We start from the raw sequence: 18047 nt of genomic DNA, 5'->3' as shown, positions 1-18047 counted from the left end.
TAAAAGAATACCACCATGATTAAACCGATGCGTATAAGCTTATTGATGAGTATGCTGCCTACACTGCTTTATGCACAACAGGCAGCATCGATCAGGGAAACGACCCAACGTTATGTGACTTATTCATTTTCCGATCCAGATCCGATTCCTGCCTCGCAGAAAATTTATCCTTATTTTCGGTTTGATGGGTTTACAGACAAGCCTATCCAGAAAAATTGGAAAATCGTTGAGCTGGAAAATGATTTCATCAAGGTGCGGATTATGCCCGAGATAGGCGGTAAAATCTGGTCGGCTTTTGACAAAATAGCACAGAAAGATTTTATCTATAATAACGGCGTGGTTAAATTTAGGGATATTGCGATGCGTGGGCCATGGACGAGTGGTGGAATAGAGGCAAACTACGGTATTATTGGTCATACCCCAAATACATCTACACCTATTGATTACCTGACACAAAAGCATGATGATGGCAGCGTCAGTTGTTTTATCAGTACGTTGGACCTGCTTACCCGTACCCGCTGGACGCTGGAAATAAAACTGGAAAAAGATAAACGCTATTTCTCCACCAGGTCTTTTTGGAGCAATACCAACCCGGTGGAGCAGCCTTATTACACCTGGATGAACCTAGGCGTTCCAGCGGCAGATGATTTGCAATTTCTCTATCCAGGAGATCATTACATTGGTCATGATGGCGAGAGCCATCCTTGGCCAATAGATGAGCAAGGCAGGAACCTTTCGTTTTATAACCAAAATAATTTTGGTGGCTCAAAGTCGTATCATGTGCTAGGGGCACATAGCCGTTATTTCAGTGCTTATTGGAAAAAGCAGGATTATGGCATGCTACGCTATGCTAATCGGGAAGATAAGTTGGGAAAGAAAATTTTTCTTTGGGCGCAGTCAGGAGAGGGAAAGATATGGGAACAGTTATTAACCGATAATAGCGGGCAATATGTAGAAATACAAAGCGGGCGTTTGTTCAATCAAAATATGTTTGAGAGCAGTTTTACGCCCTTTAAACAAATCGATTTCAAACCCTATCAAACAGATACTTGGGTAGAATATTGGTTTCCCTACCAAGGTATTGGACCAGCCCAAGCGGCAAGTCTCCTGGGTACCTTTTCGTCACAAACAGCAGAAAATAAGTTCATGCTTCACATCGATCCGAACCAGACCTTAGCCGATAGTTTAATTGTTTACGACGAGCATGAAAAGCCAATCTATAAAACCTTCGTACAAACAGCTGTTGGCCAACCGATTTCCTTGGAAATCCCCCGAGCGGGAGAATATATCCCCAAGAAAGTAAAAATCCGGCAGGAACTGGTTGACCTCACAGAGAGCGCTCCTTCAGGCGTATTGCAAAGACCTGTAAAAATGGCCGAAGCAATCGATACTGGATCTGCTTATGGCTTGTACTTGCAGGGAAGAGACCGTATGCGCTTGCGGTTTTATAAAGAAGCAGAGCCCAAAATTGCACAGTCTTTGGCAAAGGATGCCTCATTTATACCTGCGCTTGTTGAAATGGCCAAACTCCAATGGATGCATATGAATTATGATTCGGCATTTTATTATGCAAAAAAAGCCTTAGGTATAGATACCTACCATGGGGAAGCCAATTATTATTATGGGCTCGCAGCCGCTAAATTAGGCAAAACGTATGATGCCATGGATGGCTTTGAAGTGGCTTCCTTAGATCCTACCTTTCAGTCTGCAGCCTATACTGCTTTAAGTCGGCTTTATGTCATGGGCAATGATTATCAACGCGCTTTTGACTACGCTAGAAAAGCATTGGATAAAAACGATGGGAACATAGAAGCACTGCAGTTGCAGTACATAAATGCGAGACTGCTGCATTTGAACAGCAATCTACTGGATACGATAGCCGACGCCATTTTACGAAGAGAACCATTAAATCCCTTTATTCGTTTTGAGCGTTACCTAAAACAAGGCACATCGGCAGCGAAAGATCATTTTACTTCCTTAATCCGAAATGAAATGCCAATGGAAACCTATTTAGAATTGGCCATTTGGTACGCTAATATCCAGCAGATTGATGATGCGAAAGCAGTTTTGAAACAGTCGCCCTTGAATATAGAAGCGATGTACTGGCTCGCTTGGCTCTGTCGTGGAGCGGAAGTGGAAAAAAACAAGTGGTTGAAAATGGCAGAAGAGGCGGATGTAAAACAGGTGTTTCCGTTTAGGGAAGAAAGTGCTGCTGTATTTGCTTGGGCAAAGGAAGAACGTAAATCATGGAAAGCAAATTATTTGGAAGCGTTGATCCATATCTTTAGAAATAATGAGGACACGGCTAGGATCTTACTGGATAAAGTGAAAGAGCCGGTAAATTTTGCTCCTTTTTATGTTGTGCGGGCACGCCTGTATGATGCAGGGGAAGTATTAGCGCAACAGCAAGATTTGAAGCGAGCTATTCAGGTGGATAAGCAGGAATGGCGCTATGGCCAATGGTTAGCGAGGTGCTTATCGCGGCAGGGAAAGTATGCCGAAGCGGTAGCGGCTATCAAACCTTATTATGAACGTCACCCATCAAATTATATCATCGGCTTAGATTATATCCGGATGCTCCTGTTGAATGGCGAATTTTTGACGGCAGAGAAAGTATTGAACAACATGCATATTCTACCTTTTGAAGGAGCCACAGATGGGCATCGCTATTATGAGCAAACGAAATTAATGTTAGCCCTGCAAGCGCTTCGGGACAAAAAGTATGATTTAGCGAATAGCAAAGTACAAGAAGCACAACAATGGCCCATTAATTTAGGCGTAGGCGAGCCTTACGCAACGATGCAAGATGAGCAGATGCCTGATTGGGTAAAGGCTCAAATTTATCGGGCAGCAGGTAAACAGCAAGCCTATGAGCAACAACTGTTAAAAATAGTTGAGGATAAAAAACGTCCAACTGTTGAAACGGCAACATTACAAGTCGCCGCCTTAAAAGCATTGGGCAGGTCGCGTGAAGCAGAGGCAAAAGTGAATGAATGGAAGGCTGATCAAGAAAGCCCCTTGGCCATAAGTAAGGAAGAAGCCTTACTGCAACGTGCATTTGTAGATGGTAAAGATTTTGAACTCAATCTACTTATAAACGCTTTGCTTGCTAAGCAAGATAAGCGCCTGTTTTGAAGGGTGCTACCATGATTGGTATTGGGATAGTTGATTACACAATCGTTTGCATTTGTGCATGCGTTGTAAAAACGAATGATTAATGCTAATATTGGTTATTCGTAACGATACTGACAATAAATAGACCCATGGAAGAGAGAAACCAACGTAGAAAATTTCTAGGCCAACTGACTGCCGTTTCTGCCTTAACCGCTATTGGCAACACATCGTTAAAAGCACAAACAAAAGAAGTGCTGCAAGACGAAATGCACAAATTGTTAACACCCCCTTATATACAGGTGCTGACGCCAACTAGCGTTGATATCGTGTTTATTACGGCAAAAAAAGCGTATAGCTGGGTAGAATATGGTACGGAGGACTTGGATAAAAAAGTTGAGGGGAAAAGTGATGGCTTTATGGAGGCCTATCAACGTATAAATAATATTCGGATTAGTGGTCTCCAACCGGGGAAAACCTACAAATACCGGGTGGTTTCAAAAGAAATCGTAACCTTTAAACCCTATGAATTGGTTTACGGTAAAGAGATCATGAGCAGCGAATATAGCTTTACCACTCCCGTCATGGATCATGATGAGGTATCCTGCCTTATTTTTAATGATATTCACGATAGACCTTACTCTTTCAAAGATCTTTGGACTGTAAAAGGCGATAAGCCCTATGATTTTGTGTTTCTGAATGGCGATATGTTCGATTATCAGGAAGATGAGCAGCAGATCATTGACCATTTATTGCTTCCGATTACTTCGCTATTTGCTAGTGAGAAGGCCTTTATCATGAGCCGTGGAAACCATGAAACCAGAGGCAAATTCAGAAGGGAGTTCAAAGGTTATTTTTCCTATCCCAGCGATAAGTATTATTACAGCTTTAAGCAAGGACCAGTGTATTGGATTATTTTAGACACGGGTGAAGATAAACCTGATGATGCTCCAGTATATGCCGGAATAGTGGATTTTGATCATTATCGCTTGGAACAGGCGCGCTGGTTAGCAGAAATTGTAGAAACAACAGCTTACAAACAGGCCACTTATCGCGTAGTGATGATGCATATTCCACCGTTTCATTCGGGTGATTGGCATGGCACGATGCATTGTAGAGCAGTCTTTGACCCTATTTTTACGAAACATCAAGTAGATATTGTCATTTCTGGCCATACACATCGTTACGGCATCCACCCACCGAGTGAAGAACATGCTTATCCCATTATTATTGGTGGCGGGCCCAAAGAAGGTAATCGAACCATCACACATTTCCACGCCGATAAGAAGCGCTTAGCAATTGAAATGAAGCGGGATGATGGGCAGATTGTTGGGACCTATGAAATATAATCACTTCAACCCTCTGTTTTTTAGCATTGGTTCAATTTCAGGAGCATGTCCTCTGAAATCTTTGAACATTTTTTCATATTCTTCGGTATTACCTTTGGAAAGAATCATATCACGAAAACGTTGACCATTTGCTCTAGTCAGTCCACCATTTTCTTCAAACCATGCATAGGCATCATCATCTAACATTTCCGTCCACAAATAGGCATAATAACCGGCGGCATATCCATTTCCCCAAATATGTAAGAAATAACTCGAGCGATAGCGTGGAGGAACCTGTGGTAAATCAAGCTTTTTTGTGGTTAGGGCTTGTTTTTCAAACTCATCCACAGCACCTTGCTTAATTTTGTCTCCAGATTTTAGGGTATGCCAAGACATGTCCAGACTTGCCGAAGCCAATAATTCTGTAAGTGCATAGCCTTGATTAAAGGTGCCAGCCTTTTTTATCTTGTCTACCAAGGCCTGAGGCATAGATTTTCCGGTTTGATAATGTAGTGCGTAGTGCTTGAAAACCAAAGGGTCGAGTGCCCAATGCTCATTGAATTGAGATGGAAATTCAACAAAGTCACGCGCTACACTGGTTCCAGATAGACTAGGATATTGTTGATTGGCGAATAAACCATGTAAGGCATGGCCAAATTCATGGAACATCGTGATTACGTCATCGTAACTAATGAGGGCAGGTTGCCCATCAGCAGGCTTGGTAAAATTACACACATTGTAAATAACGGGTTTGGTATGCAGTAGCGTAGACTGGTCAACGAGATTGCTCATCCAAGCGCCGCCAGATTTATTGTCACGTTTAAAATAATCGCCATAAAATAGGCCAATACTTTTACCATCTTCTTCAAAAACTTCGAAAACCCTTACATCCGCTTGGTAAACGGGGATATCTTTTCGTTCTTTAAAGCTGATGCCATAAAGTAATTTAGCGGCATAAAATACCCCATCTTCTAATACCTTGTGTAGTTCAAAGTACGGTTTAATCTGTCCTTCATCTAAATCAAATTTTGCCTTTCTAACCTTTTCGGCATAATAGTCCCAATCCCATGCCGCCAATTGGAAGCCAGCTTTTTCCTGATCAATAACCTTTTGAATAGCATGCGCTTCCTGTTGGGCTTTTGCGGTAGCTGCAGGCACTAAATCGGCAAGGAATTTTTCGACAACTGCAGGTGTTTTAGCCATTTGGTCTTGTAACTTCCAGGCTGCGTAGCTTTCAAAGCCCATTAGTTTTGCCTTCTCAGCCCTTATTTCTGCGATACGGGCTAAAGTACTTCTGGTGTCGTTTTTGTCGCCTTTTGCTGCACGATCCCATGAAGCGTCAAACAGCTTTTTGCGTGTCTCGCGTTTTGTTAACGTTTGTAAAGCAGGTTGTTGCGTGGTGTTTTGTAAGGATAGCGTCCATTGGCCATCTTTTGCCATAGCAGCGAGGTCTCCATCGCTTAACCCTTCCAAATCTGCTTTATTCTTGAAGCTTACAGCACCGGCTTTGGTAGCGGCTAATAGTTGATTGGTAAATTTTGTACGAAGCTTTGCTTCCTCCTCGTTCAATTTTTTTAGTTCGTTTTTGTCATTTTCAGAGAGCTTCGCGCCCTTCAACACAAATTGTTGATAGTAGTAGGTTACTAAACGTTTCCCTTCTTTATCTAAAGGTAGGCTGTCTCTTTGCTGGTATAGTGTTTCTATACGTTTAAAAAGCTTGCTGTTTAACGTGATAGCATCTTCATGTGCTGCTAATTTAGGAGCAATCTCTTCATCTATTTTTTGAAGGGTATCATTTGTATTGGCCGAGGTGAGTAGGTTGAACACATTACTGACACGAGAAAGCAGACGGTTGCTTTTTTCCAGTTGAACTAGTGTGTTTTCAACGGTTGGTGCTTCGGTACTGTTTGCTATTTTTTCAACTTCCAACAAATGTTCCTTCATACCTTCCTCAAAGGCTGGTAGAAAATCGGTGTTTTTAATGTTGTTGAAGTCGGGTGCTTCGAAGGGAAGCGTACTTGCTTTATAAAATGGATTTTGTTCAGACCAACGGTTTTGATTGGAAACCTTGTCGGAATTACAACTCGCGCTTATCACAATAAAGAAGAATAGGGCTAAATAAATGTTGTTCATAGAAGCGTGTTATGGTTATACCTTACCCAGGTTCAGCTAATTGAAACAAGGCAATTTCTAAAGCGAAGGTATAAAATATTGATCTATTTATACCGTTTTAATCCAAATTCAGCAATCAGTAATAGCCCTATGTAAGCTATTTGCATCGCCTGCAAGGCCATAAATCGACCAATGCTTATGGCCTAAAGCTTAAAGCGTAATGCGAGTTTAATGTAATGCAAACGGTTGCGTTTTATTTTATTTTTGAAAAATTCGATGGATAACGTATACTTGTTAAAAACTTAATCAAAGTTTAGCGGCTAACCAAAAAATACCAATAAACGTTAGGGTGGATATTTCGATGAACGAGGTGCGTTTGCATCGCAAAATGCTGATTGCTCATTAATTTAAATTTAATGCAGACTTAAAAGAAGTTAAATACACGTTGTCTATTATTGAAACCTAAATATTTAATGGAATGGATATAACGGTAATTGCAATTCAAAATGGGGATTCAAGAGCTTTCAAAGAACTTTATGAAACTATGAAGCATCGGGTCTATACCTATGCCTATCGTTTTTTTCGTTCCAAGGAGTTGGCTGAAGAAATCGTACAGGATGTGTTTATGCAGATCTGGAAATATAGAGAGCGGATTGATCCTGAAAAAAATATCGAAGCGTATATTTTTCAGATTGCCCGTAATCATATCTATAATAAGCTGAAACAGATAGCGCATCATGAGCGTTACGTAGGCCATGTTTTTTATCATTATGCCAATAGCGATAATGGCGTAGAAGATTTACTAAATTATAAAGAGCTACAGGAAATTTACGAAGAAGCTGTTCGTAAGCTACCGGCTCGGCGACAATTGATTTTTCGATTAAGTAGAACGGAGTTCCTCTCGCACGATGAAATTGCGGAACAACTATGTATCTCGAAAAATACGGTGAAGGATCAGATTGTCAAATCCCTTAAATTCATCAAACATTATATGCATACGCACGCCGAGCTAACCATGGCGGTGTTGGCTTGTGCTTTGTTCGCTGCAGGTGTTTAGCCTTCATTTCTCATTGATTATTTCTTCAATATAAAAATACAAATCCGGTAACTTGTTTGTAATTATATCCCATACAATATCATAATCTACACCGAAATAATCATGGATAAGTCGATTGCGTGTGCTAATAATTTTTCTCCACTCTATATGGGGATATTGGAGCCTAAAATCAGGCTCTAACTTATTACTTGCTTCGCCAATGATTTCCAAGCTTCTAATAATTGCTCTTGACAAAATTGGATCTTGTATGAAGCTATCCTTGTCTTGGCGAGCAACAGCATCCCTGATAAAGGATAATTCATCAAAAATATGTTTTAGCAGTTCAATATTAGAGACGGACATGCTCTGCCTGTTTAAGAATATGAGGGCCTATATATTTACTTAATGATTGCGGCGTGATCAATTCGACTTTCCTTCCTAATAAATCTTCTAAAAAAAAAGAAAGATCCATGAAATTATCATAGGTCTTCATGGTTGGCTCAAACTCTACTAAAAGATCCACATCACTTTCGCTTTTTACCTGATTAGAAGCAAAGGAGCCAAACAAACTTAACTTCTTAACACCAAATGATCGGATTTTCTTCTTATTGGCTTTGAGAAGAGTTAGTAAGTCTATTTTAGTATGAATAGCGACGACCATAACACAAATTTAGTTAAAATGCCGTCAATTCACGAATCTCAATGAAACAAAAAATTCCCTTCCTCATCGTCCCTCTTGCTGACTTAGTTGTATTGCACTATAAAAGGCACTAAATGAGTGAGCAACAAATTCAAAAACTCTATTTAAAATTTATAAAAGGCGAATGTACGCGACAGGAGATCGATTTGTTGTTAGATCTATTGAAAACCGTAGAGCATAAAAAAAGCCTACCTGGCCTTGAAGAAGTAGAACGGCTAAATGAAGAAAATTTGCGTTTGGATGACCAGGCTTCAGATAGAATTTTTCAAACCATTCTTAATGCCCACACACCAGCTGTTCCTTTAAAAAAGAATCCGTATGGCTGGAAATCAGTCACAGCAATTGCTGCCAGCATTGTTTGTTTATTGGGTCTGGGGCTCATGGCTTATTACGTCATGAAACCTTCCAAGGTAACTTACCAATCGGGCTTTGCAAAAAAAGAAACCTATACCTTGCCCGATGGTACAAAGGTAATATTAAATGCCAATACACAACTGCAACTAACCAGGACCTTCTCCACAGATAGTCAACGGGAAGTCTGGATAGCAGGGGAAGCTTTTTTTCAGATTGCCCCGGATAACAAACGTCCATTTATTGTCCATACACCCAAAGGGCTGAATGTACAGGTATTAGGAACCGCATTTAACCTGAAAGCGCGACCAAAAGAGACCCAGTTAGTGCTCAATAATGGTTGCGTTAAAGTGGGCGTAAAGAATATAGCTGGTAGCGCACAAGTACTATCGCCCGGAGAAATGGTCACACTGAAGGAAGAACAGCATAAGCTGGTCAAGACCACGGTAGATACCGTATATTACGCTGCATGGCGATACGATCTGCTTCCTTTTACTAATGAACCACTGGAAAAAGTGGCAAATACCATAAAAGATATCTATGGTTATCAGGTCGTATACAGCAAAGGCGAAGATCAGCTTTCAAAAATGCATTTTACAGGTTCGTTACCTGCAAATAATATAGATAAGGTAATTACGACCTTGTCGGCAGCACTTAATTGTGATATATTAATCAAAGACAACAAAACAATTACTATCAACCAACAGGATTAACTAAAAAACAGAAAGGTATGAAATCATTTTTACTAGGCAAAAAAATGCCTATGGTACTCCTTATTGCCTTAATTTTAGGCAAGCTCTGTATCGCAAATGAGAAGGAACAACGGATTCCATTTCGGGATTTGTTGACTTCACTGGAACAGAAATTTAATGTTCGCTTCAATTATAGTACGGATTTGATTGGTCCGGCGATGATTGATAACCCCGACCTGAGTAAATTAAAAAAGGGTAATATTATTCCTTTTTTAGAGAAAGTGGCAGCAGGCAAAATGACGGTAGAGAAAATCGATGATATGTTGTATGTGGTTCGGCCGGCAAAAAAGAAAGCAACGCTCAATTCGCAACAGGTAACTCAGGAGGAGGCCGTTTCGACTGCGCTTATGATACAGACAGTATTATCTGGAACGGTAACTGACGCTGCTACGGGTGCCGTATTACCTGGTGTAAGTGTGTTGGTAAAAGGAGAAACGAAAGGTACTATTACGGATGCTTCCGGGAAATATGTGCTACGTGAGGTGCCATCGGATGCGGTTCTCGTATTTTCCTACATTGGGTACCGTAGCCTAGAAGAACCCATTAATAATAGGCAAGTGCTTGATGTGCAACTCCGGCCAGATGAGAATAAGCTCGAAGAAGTGGTTGTAACCGCATTAGGTATTAAAAGAGAAGAAAAATCATTGGGTTACGCGGTACAAAAGGTGTCTGGCGACCAACTGCAGACCGTAAAGGGAGTGGACGTCGGTACATCGTTAAGTGGGAAGGTCTCCGGTTTGGTAGTAAAAAACTCAACGGAGTTTAATGCGACACCAACGATTGAACTTCGCGGTGAAACGCCATTGATTGTCATCGATAATGTACCCTATAACAACATGACCCTTAGGGATATTCCAACAGACGATATTGCCGATATGAGTATTTTAAAAGGAGCAACGGCTTCCGCTTTATATGGATCTCGGGGTGGGAGCGGGGCCATCATTATTACCACCAAGAAGGGTCAGTCAAAAGGTTTCTCGATAGATGTCAACAGCAATACTATGACACAGCTAGGATTTTTAGCCATTCCTAAGGTACAAACGTCTTATGGGCATGGGATCAACGGTGAAATTGCCGATGATTATGTGTGGGGACCTAAATTGGATATTGGACAAACAGCGGAACAGTGGAACCCGCTTACGAAACAATATGAAGAAATGCCCTTGGTTTCTAGTGGAAAAGATAATTTGAAGAATTTTTTGGAAAGAGGTATTATCACCAATAACAACGTTAGTGTAACCCAAACTGGAGAGAACGGGTTCTTCCGTACCAGTTTGAACCACATATTGAATAAAGGGCAATATCCCAACACGAAGTTGAATATCGTTAATTTTACCAATAGCGGAGAAATGAAGTTGGGCGATAAATTTACCATTGGTGCGCAAACCGGTTATACACGACAAAATGCCCCGCAAACATGGGGAACCGGCTATGGCAATCAAGGATACTTATATCAGATCTTGATGTGGACGGGTGCAGATTATGATATTCGGCAATACCGTGATTATTGGGTGAAACCAAATGAACAACAAAACTGGTTGTATGATGCTTGGTATGATAACCCTTATCTTATTGCGTATGAAAAATTGGATGGTATTACCCAGAATAAGTTTTATGCCAGTTTTCATGCAAATTATCAGATCAGTAAAAACTTCAACGTATTGTTTCGTACGGGATACGATTTCTATAGTAACGTAGAGACGATGCGGAATCCAATCGGGATTAATTCGACGAGAAGTGAATTCTATGTAGGGAGGTATTATTCACGAGAAGATCCGACAAAAGTCCTAACAGAGGGAACTAATATACCTTTCAACTCATTAGGAACGTACGGTATCAATAAAGATTGGGGGTTTAGTACCAATAATGACTTGATCCTTACCTATAATCAGACATGGGGAAAATTTGGTTTAAATGCGCTTGGAGGAGGAACGATCTATTATTATAATGATCGTGGCTTAGATGCGGCTACCCAAAATGGTTTGAGCGTACCGGGATGGTACTCATTGGCTGCTTCGGTGGATAAGGCCTTGGTGGCCGAGACGGAGTATAGAAGGCAGATTAACAGCCTTTTTGGCAAGGCAACCCTATCGTGGGATGATGCCATTTTTGTGGATATTACCGGCCGTAATGATTGGAGCTCAACGCAAGCAAAAGACCAACGCTCATACTTTTACCCCTCTGTTGCCGCAAGTTTTATTCTTTCCCAATACCTAAAACTACCCCAGCAATTCGATATGATTAAGTTACGCGGTTCTTGGGCTGTGGATAAATCGCCTTTAGATGTTTATACGAACTATCGGGCTTATAGTGTCACACCGGGAGGATGGGATAATTTGAATACGGCCGATTACCCATCGAATCTATTAGCGAATAACTTAATTGCTAATGCTCATCGAACCTGGGAGGGAGGATTTAATATTTCGATGCTCAATAGGCGGGTCGGTCTAGACTTTACTTATTTTAATAAATATTACTATAACCAACAAGCATTAGTCGATATCTCTTCAGCCTCTGGCTTCGCAAAGTCGCTCATTAATACCGAAGAGTCTTTTGAACGAAGAGGGATTGAAATTACGTTAACTGGTTCTCCGATTAAACGGGCAGATTTTGAATGGAATACCGCTATCAACTGGTCAAATAACCACCAGTATTACGTGAATTTGGACCCTACCTATACAGCTGATAAACTATGGGTTAAGAAAGGTGCAAGAAAGGACGCCTATGTGAAAAATAGATGGGAGCGAGATCCTGATGGTAATATTATCCATGTCAATGGCATTCCTAAAAAAAGTGACTATGAAAGTCAGATGGGTTACGGCGACCCTGATTTCACCTTTGGTTTTATCAATAATTTCCGCTATAAAAATTTCACCTTGGGGATTACCATCGACGGTCGTATCGGCGGTTTAATGTATAATTACATTTGGGACAAAATGTTCGATACGGGAGCGAACCCTGAAACCGACAACAAATACCGTTACGACGCAGTGGTTAATGGACTCTCCAATTACGTAGGACAAGGCGTGAAAGTGGTTTCAGGCGATGTGACCTATGATAAATATGGAAGGATTACCAATGACACCCGTGTTTATGCGCCAAATGACGTCGAGGTGAATTATCAGGATTATGCACAATCCCTAAATGGAAGCGATAAAGAACATGGCGTACAAAATCAAGGTTTCGTGAAAGTACGGGAAATTTCTTTGGGGTATAATTTTCCAGCAAAATTGCTGTCTAACACGCGGATAAAAACAGCGTCTATTTCCTTAACCGGGCAAAATGTGTTTCTATTCACAAAGTTTAAATTCTCTGATCCGGATGTGTTTAGCGAAGATCTTAATTCGCCATCTCAGCGTATGCTCGGACTTAATATTCGTTTAGGTTTTTAAAGAATAGGAGCATATCATGCTAGACAATAAGCGTATAGATTTAATTAAAATAGCCATGAAAATAAAAACAAAATATATCAGTACATTCGGAATAGCACTTTTTTCTTTAGTGGCCTGTTCTAAATTTGATGAAATTAATCAAGACCCCAATAAAACAGATGAAGTTAACTCAGCCATGTTAGCAACAAACAATATTTTAGGCATTATTAAAAAGGATATTGCAGATACAAAGGGTTTTATCCAGCCTTTTATGTTGGGGAAATACATCACGTGGCAAGAGGGACAAGAGAATTATCAGTATAACAAAATAACACGCGGCAATTTTGATCGCATGGAAGTATTGCGAAATGTTGATCTGATGATTGGATATGCAGAAAGTGATGGTTTAAAAAATTCGTATACCGCTTTAGGGCATTTTATCCGCGCATGGCAGTTTTTTATATTAACCATGCAAATGGGTGATATTCCCTATTCGGAGGCCATAAAAGGAGAGTCTGAAGGCCTAATTAAACCAAAATACGATACCCAAAAGGAAGTATTCTTGGGCATATTGAATGAATTGGATGAAGCAAATAATTTATTCGCCCAAGGTGAGGATTTTGCTGGCGATCCTATTTTCGGCGGAAAAATAGATCAATGGCAACGTTTAGTGAACAGCTTTGAGTTGCATGTACTCATGAACCTATATAAGAAAACGGATGATGCCGACTTAAAAGTAGTTGCGCGCTTTCAGGAAATTGTTAACAATAGGCCTCTGATGCGGAACTATGATGATAATTTTGCGCTGAAATACTTGGATAAAGATGGTCAAAAATATCCTTGGGTAAACATTAATAGTTCTAACCCATTTACGATCTATCCGATGCTGACGGCCAACCTTATTGATCCGCTAAAAGCTATGCATGATAGGCGCTTATTTTACTATGCTAAACCCTCTGCAATAAAATTGAAAGCGGGTAAACTTGCTTCGGATTGGGATGCTTATCCAGCTGTAGAGGCATCGGCGTCTTTTAACAGCCTACAAACCATCCATGCTTCTAAAGATTTTAGCGATCTAAATGACCGCTATGCCGATCTTTTTAACGCAGAACCAGTTGGGCTTTTTAATTATTGGGATTTGCAGTTCATTCTTGCAGAAGCTAGTATCCGAGGTTGGATAACAGGAGATGCCAATGGGTATTATGCGGCAGGAATAAAGGCATCTATGGACTTTCTTGTACACTATACTCCGGAAAGTGAAAAGTATCACCATAACATGGAGATCACCAATGCCTATATTTCATCTTATCTGTCGGAAAATGCCTTGAGCGGGGGTGTCGAACATCAATTAGAACAAATCATCACACAAAAATATCTTGCGGGCTTCTTACAAGATAACGACTTTAATGCGTGGTTCGAAAATCGACGTACAGGTTATCCGAAATTTATATTAAATTCATCTACTAATTTGAATGACCCTACCAACGCTTTTCCCAAACGATGGTTATATCCGCAGAAGGAATTGGAGAATAACGGTGAAAATGTAGCCGAGGCGATCCAAAGACAGTTCAACGGAAATGATAATGTGAACCAGGAAATGTGGATTTTAAAATAAAAGCATGTATCGATTCAGGAAAATAATTCTCTTAGGATTGCTGGGATGCTTGTCCTGTAAACAAAATCCTAAGAAAACAAGTCTAACGCTAATGCCTGAAGCCCCCGCTTGGGGGGCTTTATGGCAACAGCGTGCTGCTGAGTATAGGGCCTTAAGTTATCAAGCATATAACAGTGCCAGGTTAAGCTTGGATGCATTACGGAAAAGTCCTTCCGATAAACCGCTAGCTATCGTTACCGATATTGATGAAACAGTCTTAGACAATAGTCCGTATTATGTGCATCAGGCACAGCACCAGGGCAATTATACCGACTCCTCGTGGGTTGAATGGACCAAACAGGTGGCTTGTGATACCGTGCCCGGTGCGCCTTCTTTTTTCCAGTACGCAGCATCGAAAGGAATTACGGTCTTCTATATTACCAATCGCATTAAACAGGATGAGAAACAGACCATTGAAAATTTGAAGAAATTTAATTTTCCTAATGCTGATGATGCACATCTACTCTTGCTGGCCGATAGCTCCTCAAAAGAAAAACGTCGAATACAAGTAGCAGATAAATACCATATTATCATGCTTTTGGGAGATAATCTTGGCGATTTTTCTGCTATCTTTAACAATAATTCAATGGAAGAACGCAGGGCTTGGGTAGAGAAAAACCGATTGGAATTTGGCAAACGCTTCATCGTATTACCCAATCATATGTATGGTAATTGGGAAGAGGCCTTTTATCACGATCAGCACCCGAGCTCCTTCGCCGATAGCAATGCGGTGCTGAACGGTCTAATGCGAAGCTATTAATATCCAAACGAAACAAATGCTTGGTTGATAAACCATCATGAATAACCACTGGTAAAACCGAAACTGTAGGGGAATAATTTGTGATCGATGAAACGATAATTTTATGAGTACTACACTAAAAAAAACACTAACCCCCTTTGCGCTATGGGCCCTTGGCGTTGGTTATGTCATCTCGGGAATGTATTTCGGATGGAACCTCGGACTGGAAAAAGGTGGTACCTTAGGTATGGCTGTAGCAACGCTTATCGTCATGCTGATGTACCTTACGTTCACATTTAGCTATACGGAATTGGCTTGCGCTATACCTAAAGCTGGGGGCGTATTTGATTACGCAGGAAGAGTCTTAGGCAAAGATGTAGCCTTCCTTTCCGGTATTGCGCAAACCGTTGAGTTTGTTTTTGCGCCACCAGCGATAGCGTTCGCTATTGGCGCTTATTTTAATGCATTTTTTCCCGAAGCTTCCATCATTCAAACCGCCATCATCGCTTATGTACTGTTTACCGGATTGAATATAGTAGGTGTAAAAGCCGCGGCTACTTTCGAGATGATCATTACGGTGTTGGCTGTTGGTGAATTGCTGCTGTTTGTCGGCATCACAACACCTCACTTCAAAGCTGCGAATCTAACACAGCATGCTTTTCCTAACGGTTGGTCGGGTGCCTTTGCAGCTATCCCCTTTGCCATATGGTTTTTTCTAGGCATTGAAGGTATTGCGAACGTGGCGGAAGAAACAAAGAATCCACAACGGGATATTAAAAAAGGTTTTGGTTGGGCAATTTTTACCCTAGCTATGCTTTGTATACTGGTTTTCGCCTCTTCTGTGGGTGTCGCCGGTTGGGAGGCTATTGTCTATCGTAATGGGCTAAGTGGAGAAACATCGGATTCACCATTGCCTCTGGCTCTGGCACGGATTACGGGCGATAACCATTTGCTTTACCACCTGTTAATTACCGTGGGTTTATTCGGATTGGTGGCTTCCTTTCATGGTCTAATCTTGGCCGCGGGACGGTCGACTTATGAAATGGGGAAAGCACATAATTTTCCTGCGATATTTGGAAGTATTTCTCCTAAATTTCGTACACCTACCGTTGCGTTGGTGGGTAATATGATGGTCGGTATTTTAGCTTTACTCTCGGGAAAAACAGCGGAAATCATTACTTTGTCTGTTTTTGGTGCATTAACCCTGTACGTTATTGCTATGATTGCCTTAATCCAATTACGAAAAAAAGAACCGGCGCTTCACCGTCCGTTTCGCGTACCACTGTATCCCTTATTTCCGATAATAGTACTGATTGTGGGCATCATTTCGCTGATTTCCCTATTGGTATACAATCCAGCCATCGGCGGGATATATGGGTTGATTTTGCTTATTTCCTATGGTTTATTTAAAATTTTTAAACGATGACACTCCAACAGATTGAAGAATATGTAAAACAACATGCTTCTGGAAAGGTGAAGCTCGCAGCGGCGGATATTGATGGCGTCTTGCGCGGAAAATATATCTCAACGGCTAAATTCAGCTCCGTTCTAAAAGGTGAGTTAGGTTTCTGTGATGTGGTCTTTGGATGGGATGCTAATGATGTCGCTTATGACAATACAACCTTTACCGGTTGGCATTCAGGATATCCCGACATGCCCTTGAAGCTGGACCTTTCCACGTTTCGTAAAATCCCTTGGGAAAACGATCTGCCTTTTTTCCTGGGCGATTTCTTTGATGCGAAGGGAAATACCGCCTATGTTTGCCCGAGGCAATTGCTCAAAAAAATAATTGCCGATTGCCGCGCTTTGGGTTTTGAACCTTATTTCGCTCAGGAATTTGAGTGGTTCAATTTTGAAGAGACACCACAAAGTCTGGCTGAAAAGGATTACCGGAATCCACAACCCTTAACACCCGGCATGTTTGGCTACTCGATTTTGAGAAGTTCCTTAAGAAGCAATTTCTTCAATGATCTCTTTGACCTGTTAGCCAAATTTGATGTCCCATTGGAGGGCTTACACACCGAAACAGGCCCGGGAGTATATGAAGCGGCGATTACCTATGCCCATGCATTGGAAGCTGCAGATCGGGCAATATTATTTAAGACAGCGGTGAAAGAAATAGCCTATCGGCACGGGTTCATGGCTTCCTTTATGGCAAAGTGGCGGGCAGATTTACCGGGTTGTAGCGGACATGTACATCAAAGTCTGTGGGATAGTAATTCTAAAACCAATTTATTTTTTGATAAAAAGGATAAACAGGGAGTCAGCAAGCTGATGAAGCATTATATTGCCGGACAATTGTATTGCTTGCCGCATATCTTACCACTCTTTGCACCAACGATTAATAGCTATAAACGTTTGGTGGAAGGTGCTTGGGCACCAACAACACTCACTTGGGCCTTAGACAACCGTACCGTAGCGTTACGGATCTTGCCTGTTAATGAAAAGTCTGCACGGATTGAAACCCGTGTCGTAGGATCAGATACGAACCCCTACTTGGCCATCGCTGCTTGTTTAGCGGCGGGCTTGTATGGTATTAAGAAGGGGTTGACCTTAGACCAGCCCGAAACGGTTGGTAATGGCTATCGCGATTACGCCCATGGTGTTTTACCTACTAACCTTTATGAAGCTACAAAACAAATGCGTGTATCGGAAGTAGCGAAGGAGCTGTTCGGAGAGCCCTTTGTTGATCATTATTGCCGAACCCGCGAGTGGGAATGGCAGCAGTTCTCAAAAGCCGTAACCGACTGGGAGTTGAAACGGTATTTTGAAATTATTTGAGGTAATAGGCTTAGGCAATAAGCTATATGCTCAAAGCTAAAACAGGCTTAAACGCATACCTAACTTAAAACGTAGAACTTAATACTTATAACAAAAAAGTCTTGATACTTGT

12 protein-coding genes are annotated in these 18047 nt (G+C 41.2%); 9 read left to right on the top strand and 3 right to left on the bottom strand.

Annotated features, from left to right (window positions below):
• The first annotated feature begins 15 nt into the window (after nt 1-15).
• On the top strand, nt 16-3135 hold the full coding sequence (locus ABD930_RS17580) for a DUF5107 domain-containing protein (RefSeq protein ID WP_345233638.1): 3120 nt from the start codon (nt 16-18) through the stop codon (nt 3133-3135).
• Nucleotides 3136-3263: 128 nt separating this feature from the next.
• Nucleotides 3264-4460, top strand: coding sequence for a purple acid phosphatase family protein (locus ABD930_RS17575; RefSeq protein WP_345233636.1), 1197 nt, complete (start codon nt 3264-3266; stop codon nt 4458-4460).
• On the opposite strand, the gene dcp is transcribed toward ABD930_RS17575, so the two are convergent.
• On the bottom strand, nt 4461-6572 hold the full coding sequence (dcp, locus tag ABD930_RS17570; RefSeq protein WP_345233635.1) for a peptidyl-dipeptidase Dcp: 2112 nt from the start codon (nt 6570-6572) through the stop codon (nt 4461-4463). It lies immediately after the preceding gene.
• Between the two features lie 457 nt (nt 6573-7029).
• Here dcp and ABD930_RS17565 point away from each other — a divergent pair, with 457 nt between their 5' ends.
• Nucleotides 7030-7608 carry an RNA polymerase sigma-70 factor gene (locus ABD930_RS17565; RefSeq protein WP_345233633.1) on the top strand — a complete coding sequence of 193 codons (579 nt, stop codon included), beginning with the start codon at nt 7030-7032 and terminating at the stop codon, nt 7606-7608.
• Between the two features lie 3 nt (nt 7609-7611).
• On the opposite strand, the gene ABD930_RS17560 is transcribed toward ABD930_RS17565, so the two are convergent.
• Entirely contained in the window at nt 7612-7950 is a 339-nt protein-coding gene (locus tag ABD930_RS17560) for a HepT-like ribonuclease domain-containing protein (RefSeq protein ID WP_345233630.1), read from the bottom strand.
• Nucleotides 7937-8248: a nucleotidyltransferase family protein gene (locus tag ABD930_RS17555; RefSeq protein ID WP_345233628.1), complete on the bottom strand. Its 312-nt coding sequence runs from the start codon at nt 8246-8248 to the stop codon at nt 7937-7939. The genes ABD930_RS17560 and ABD930_RS17555 overlap by 14 nt, the downstream gene beginning before the upstream one ends.
• A 113-nt stretch (nt 8249-8361) precedes the next feature.
• On the opposite strand from ABD930_RS17555, the gene ABD930_RS17550 reads away from it, so the two are divergent.
• From ABD930_RS17550 to ABD930_RS17525, 6 genes are all read left to right on the top strand, one after another.
• The gene (locus ABD930_RS17550) at nt 8362-9351 is read left to right on the top strand and encodes a FecR family protein (RefSeq protein ID WP_345233626.1); all 990 of its coding nucleotides are present in this window, start codon (nt 8362-8364) and stop codon (nt 9349-9351) included.
• A 17-nt stretch (nt 9352-9368) separates the two neighbouring features.
• Nucleotides 9369-12782 carry a SusC/RagA family TonB-linked outer membrane protein gene (locus ABD930_RS17545; RefSeq protein ID WP_345233624.1) on the top strand — a complete coding sequence of 1138 codons (3414 nt, stop codon included), beginning with the start codon at nt 9369-9371 and terminating at the stop codon, nt 12780-12782.
• A 55-nt stretch (nt 12783-12837) separates the two neighbouring features.
• Nucleotides 12838-14376, top strand: a complete 1539-nt coding sequence (locus ABD930_RS17540; protein ID WP_345233622.1) for a SusD/RagB family nutrient-binding outer membrane lipoprotein — start codon at nt 12838-12840, stop codon at nt 14374-14376.
• A 4-nt stretch (nt 14377-14380) separates the two neighbouring features.
• The gene (locus ABD930_RS17535) at nt 14381-15175 is read left to right on the top strand and encodes a 5'-nucleotidase, lipoprotein e(P4) family (protein WP_345233620.1); all 795 of its coding nucleotides are present in this window, start codon (nt 14381-14383) and stop codon (nt 15173-15175) included.
• Between the two features lie 103 nt (nt 15176-15278).
• Complete coding sequence (eat, locus tag ABD930_RS17530) at nt 15279-16580, top strand: ethanolamine permease (RefSeq protein ID WP_345233618.1); 1302 nt, start codon at nt 15279-15281, stop codon at nt 16578-16580.
• Nucleotides 16577-17935 carry a glutamine synthetase family protein gene (locus ABD930_RS17525; RefSeq protein WP_345233615.1) on the top strand — a complete coding sequence of 453 codons (1359 nt, stop codon included), beginning with the start codon at nt 16577-16579 and terminating at the stop codon, nt 17933-17935. The genes eat and ABD930_RS17525 overlap by 4 nt, the downstream gene beginning before the upstream one ends.
• Nucleotides 17936-18047 lie beyond the last annotated feature (112 nt).

The organism is Olivibacter ginsenosidimutans (assembly GCF_039542865.1).
GTDB classification, from domain to species: Bacteria; Bacteroidota; Bacteroidia; order Sphingobacteriales; family Sphingobacteriaceae; genus Olivibacter; species Olivibacter ginsenosidimutans.
Note: the sequence above shows the minus strand (reverse complement) of the source record. Positions and strands in the feature narration are given on the sequence as shown.

What these genes read in the sequence shown, in the direction of transcription:
- ABD930_RS17580 (WP_345233638.1), top strand. Translation starts at nt 16, where the DNA reads ATGATTAAACCGATGCGTATAAGCTTATTGATGAGTATGCTGCCTACA.
- ABD930_RS17575 (WP_345233636.1), top strand. Translation starts at nt 3,264, where the DNA reads ATGGAAGAGAGAAACCAACGTAGAAAATTTCTAGGCCAACTGACTGCC.
- dcp (WP_345233635.1), bottom strand. Translation starts at nt 6,572, where the DNA reads ATGAACAACATTTATTTAGCCCTATTCTTCTTTATTGTGATAAGCGCG.
- ABD930_RS17565 (WP_345233633.1), top strand. Translation starts at nt 7,030, where the DNA reads ATGGATATAACGGTAATTGCAATTCAAAATGGGGATTCAAGAGCTTTC.
- ABD930_RS17560 (WP_345233630.1), bottom strand. Translation starts at nt 7,950, where the DNA reads ATGTCCGTCTCTAATATTGAACTGCTAAAACATATTTTTGATGAATTA.
- ABD930_RS17555 (WP_345233628.1), bottom strand. Translation starts at nt 8,248, where the DNA reads ATGGTCGTCGCTATTCATACTAAAATAGACTTACTAACTCTTCTCAAA.
- ABD930_RS17550 (WP_345233626.1), top strand. Translation starts at nt 8,362, where the DNA reads ATGAGTGAGCAACAAATTCAAAAACTCTATTTAAAATTTATAAAAGGC.
- ABD930_RS17545 (WP_345233624.1), top strand. Translation starts at nt 9,369, where the DNA reads ATGAAATCATTTTTACTAGGCAAAAAAATGCCTATGGTACTCCTTATT.
- ABD930_RS17540 (WP_345233622.1), top strand. Translation starts at nt 12,838, where the DNA reads ATGAAAATAAAAACAAAATATATCAGTACATTCGGAATAGCACTTTTT.
- ABD930_RS17535 (WP_345233620.1), top strand. Translation starts at nt 14,381, where the DNA reads ATGTATCGATTCAGGAAAATAATTCTCTTAGGATTGCTGGGATGCTTG.
- eat (WP_345233618.1), top strand. Translation starts at nt 15,279, where the DNA reads ATGAGTACTACACTAAAAAAAACACTAACCCCCTTTGCGCTATGGGCC.
- ABD930_RS17525 (WP_345233615.1), top strand. Translation starts at nt 16,577, where the DNA reads ATGACACTCCAACAGATTGAAGAATATGTAAAACAACATGCTTCTGGA.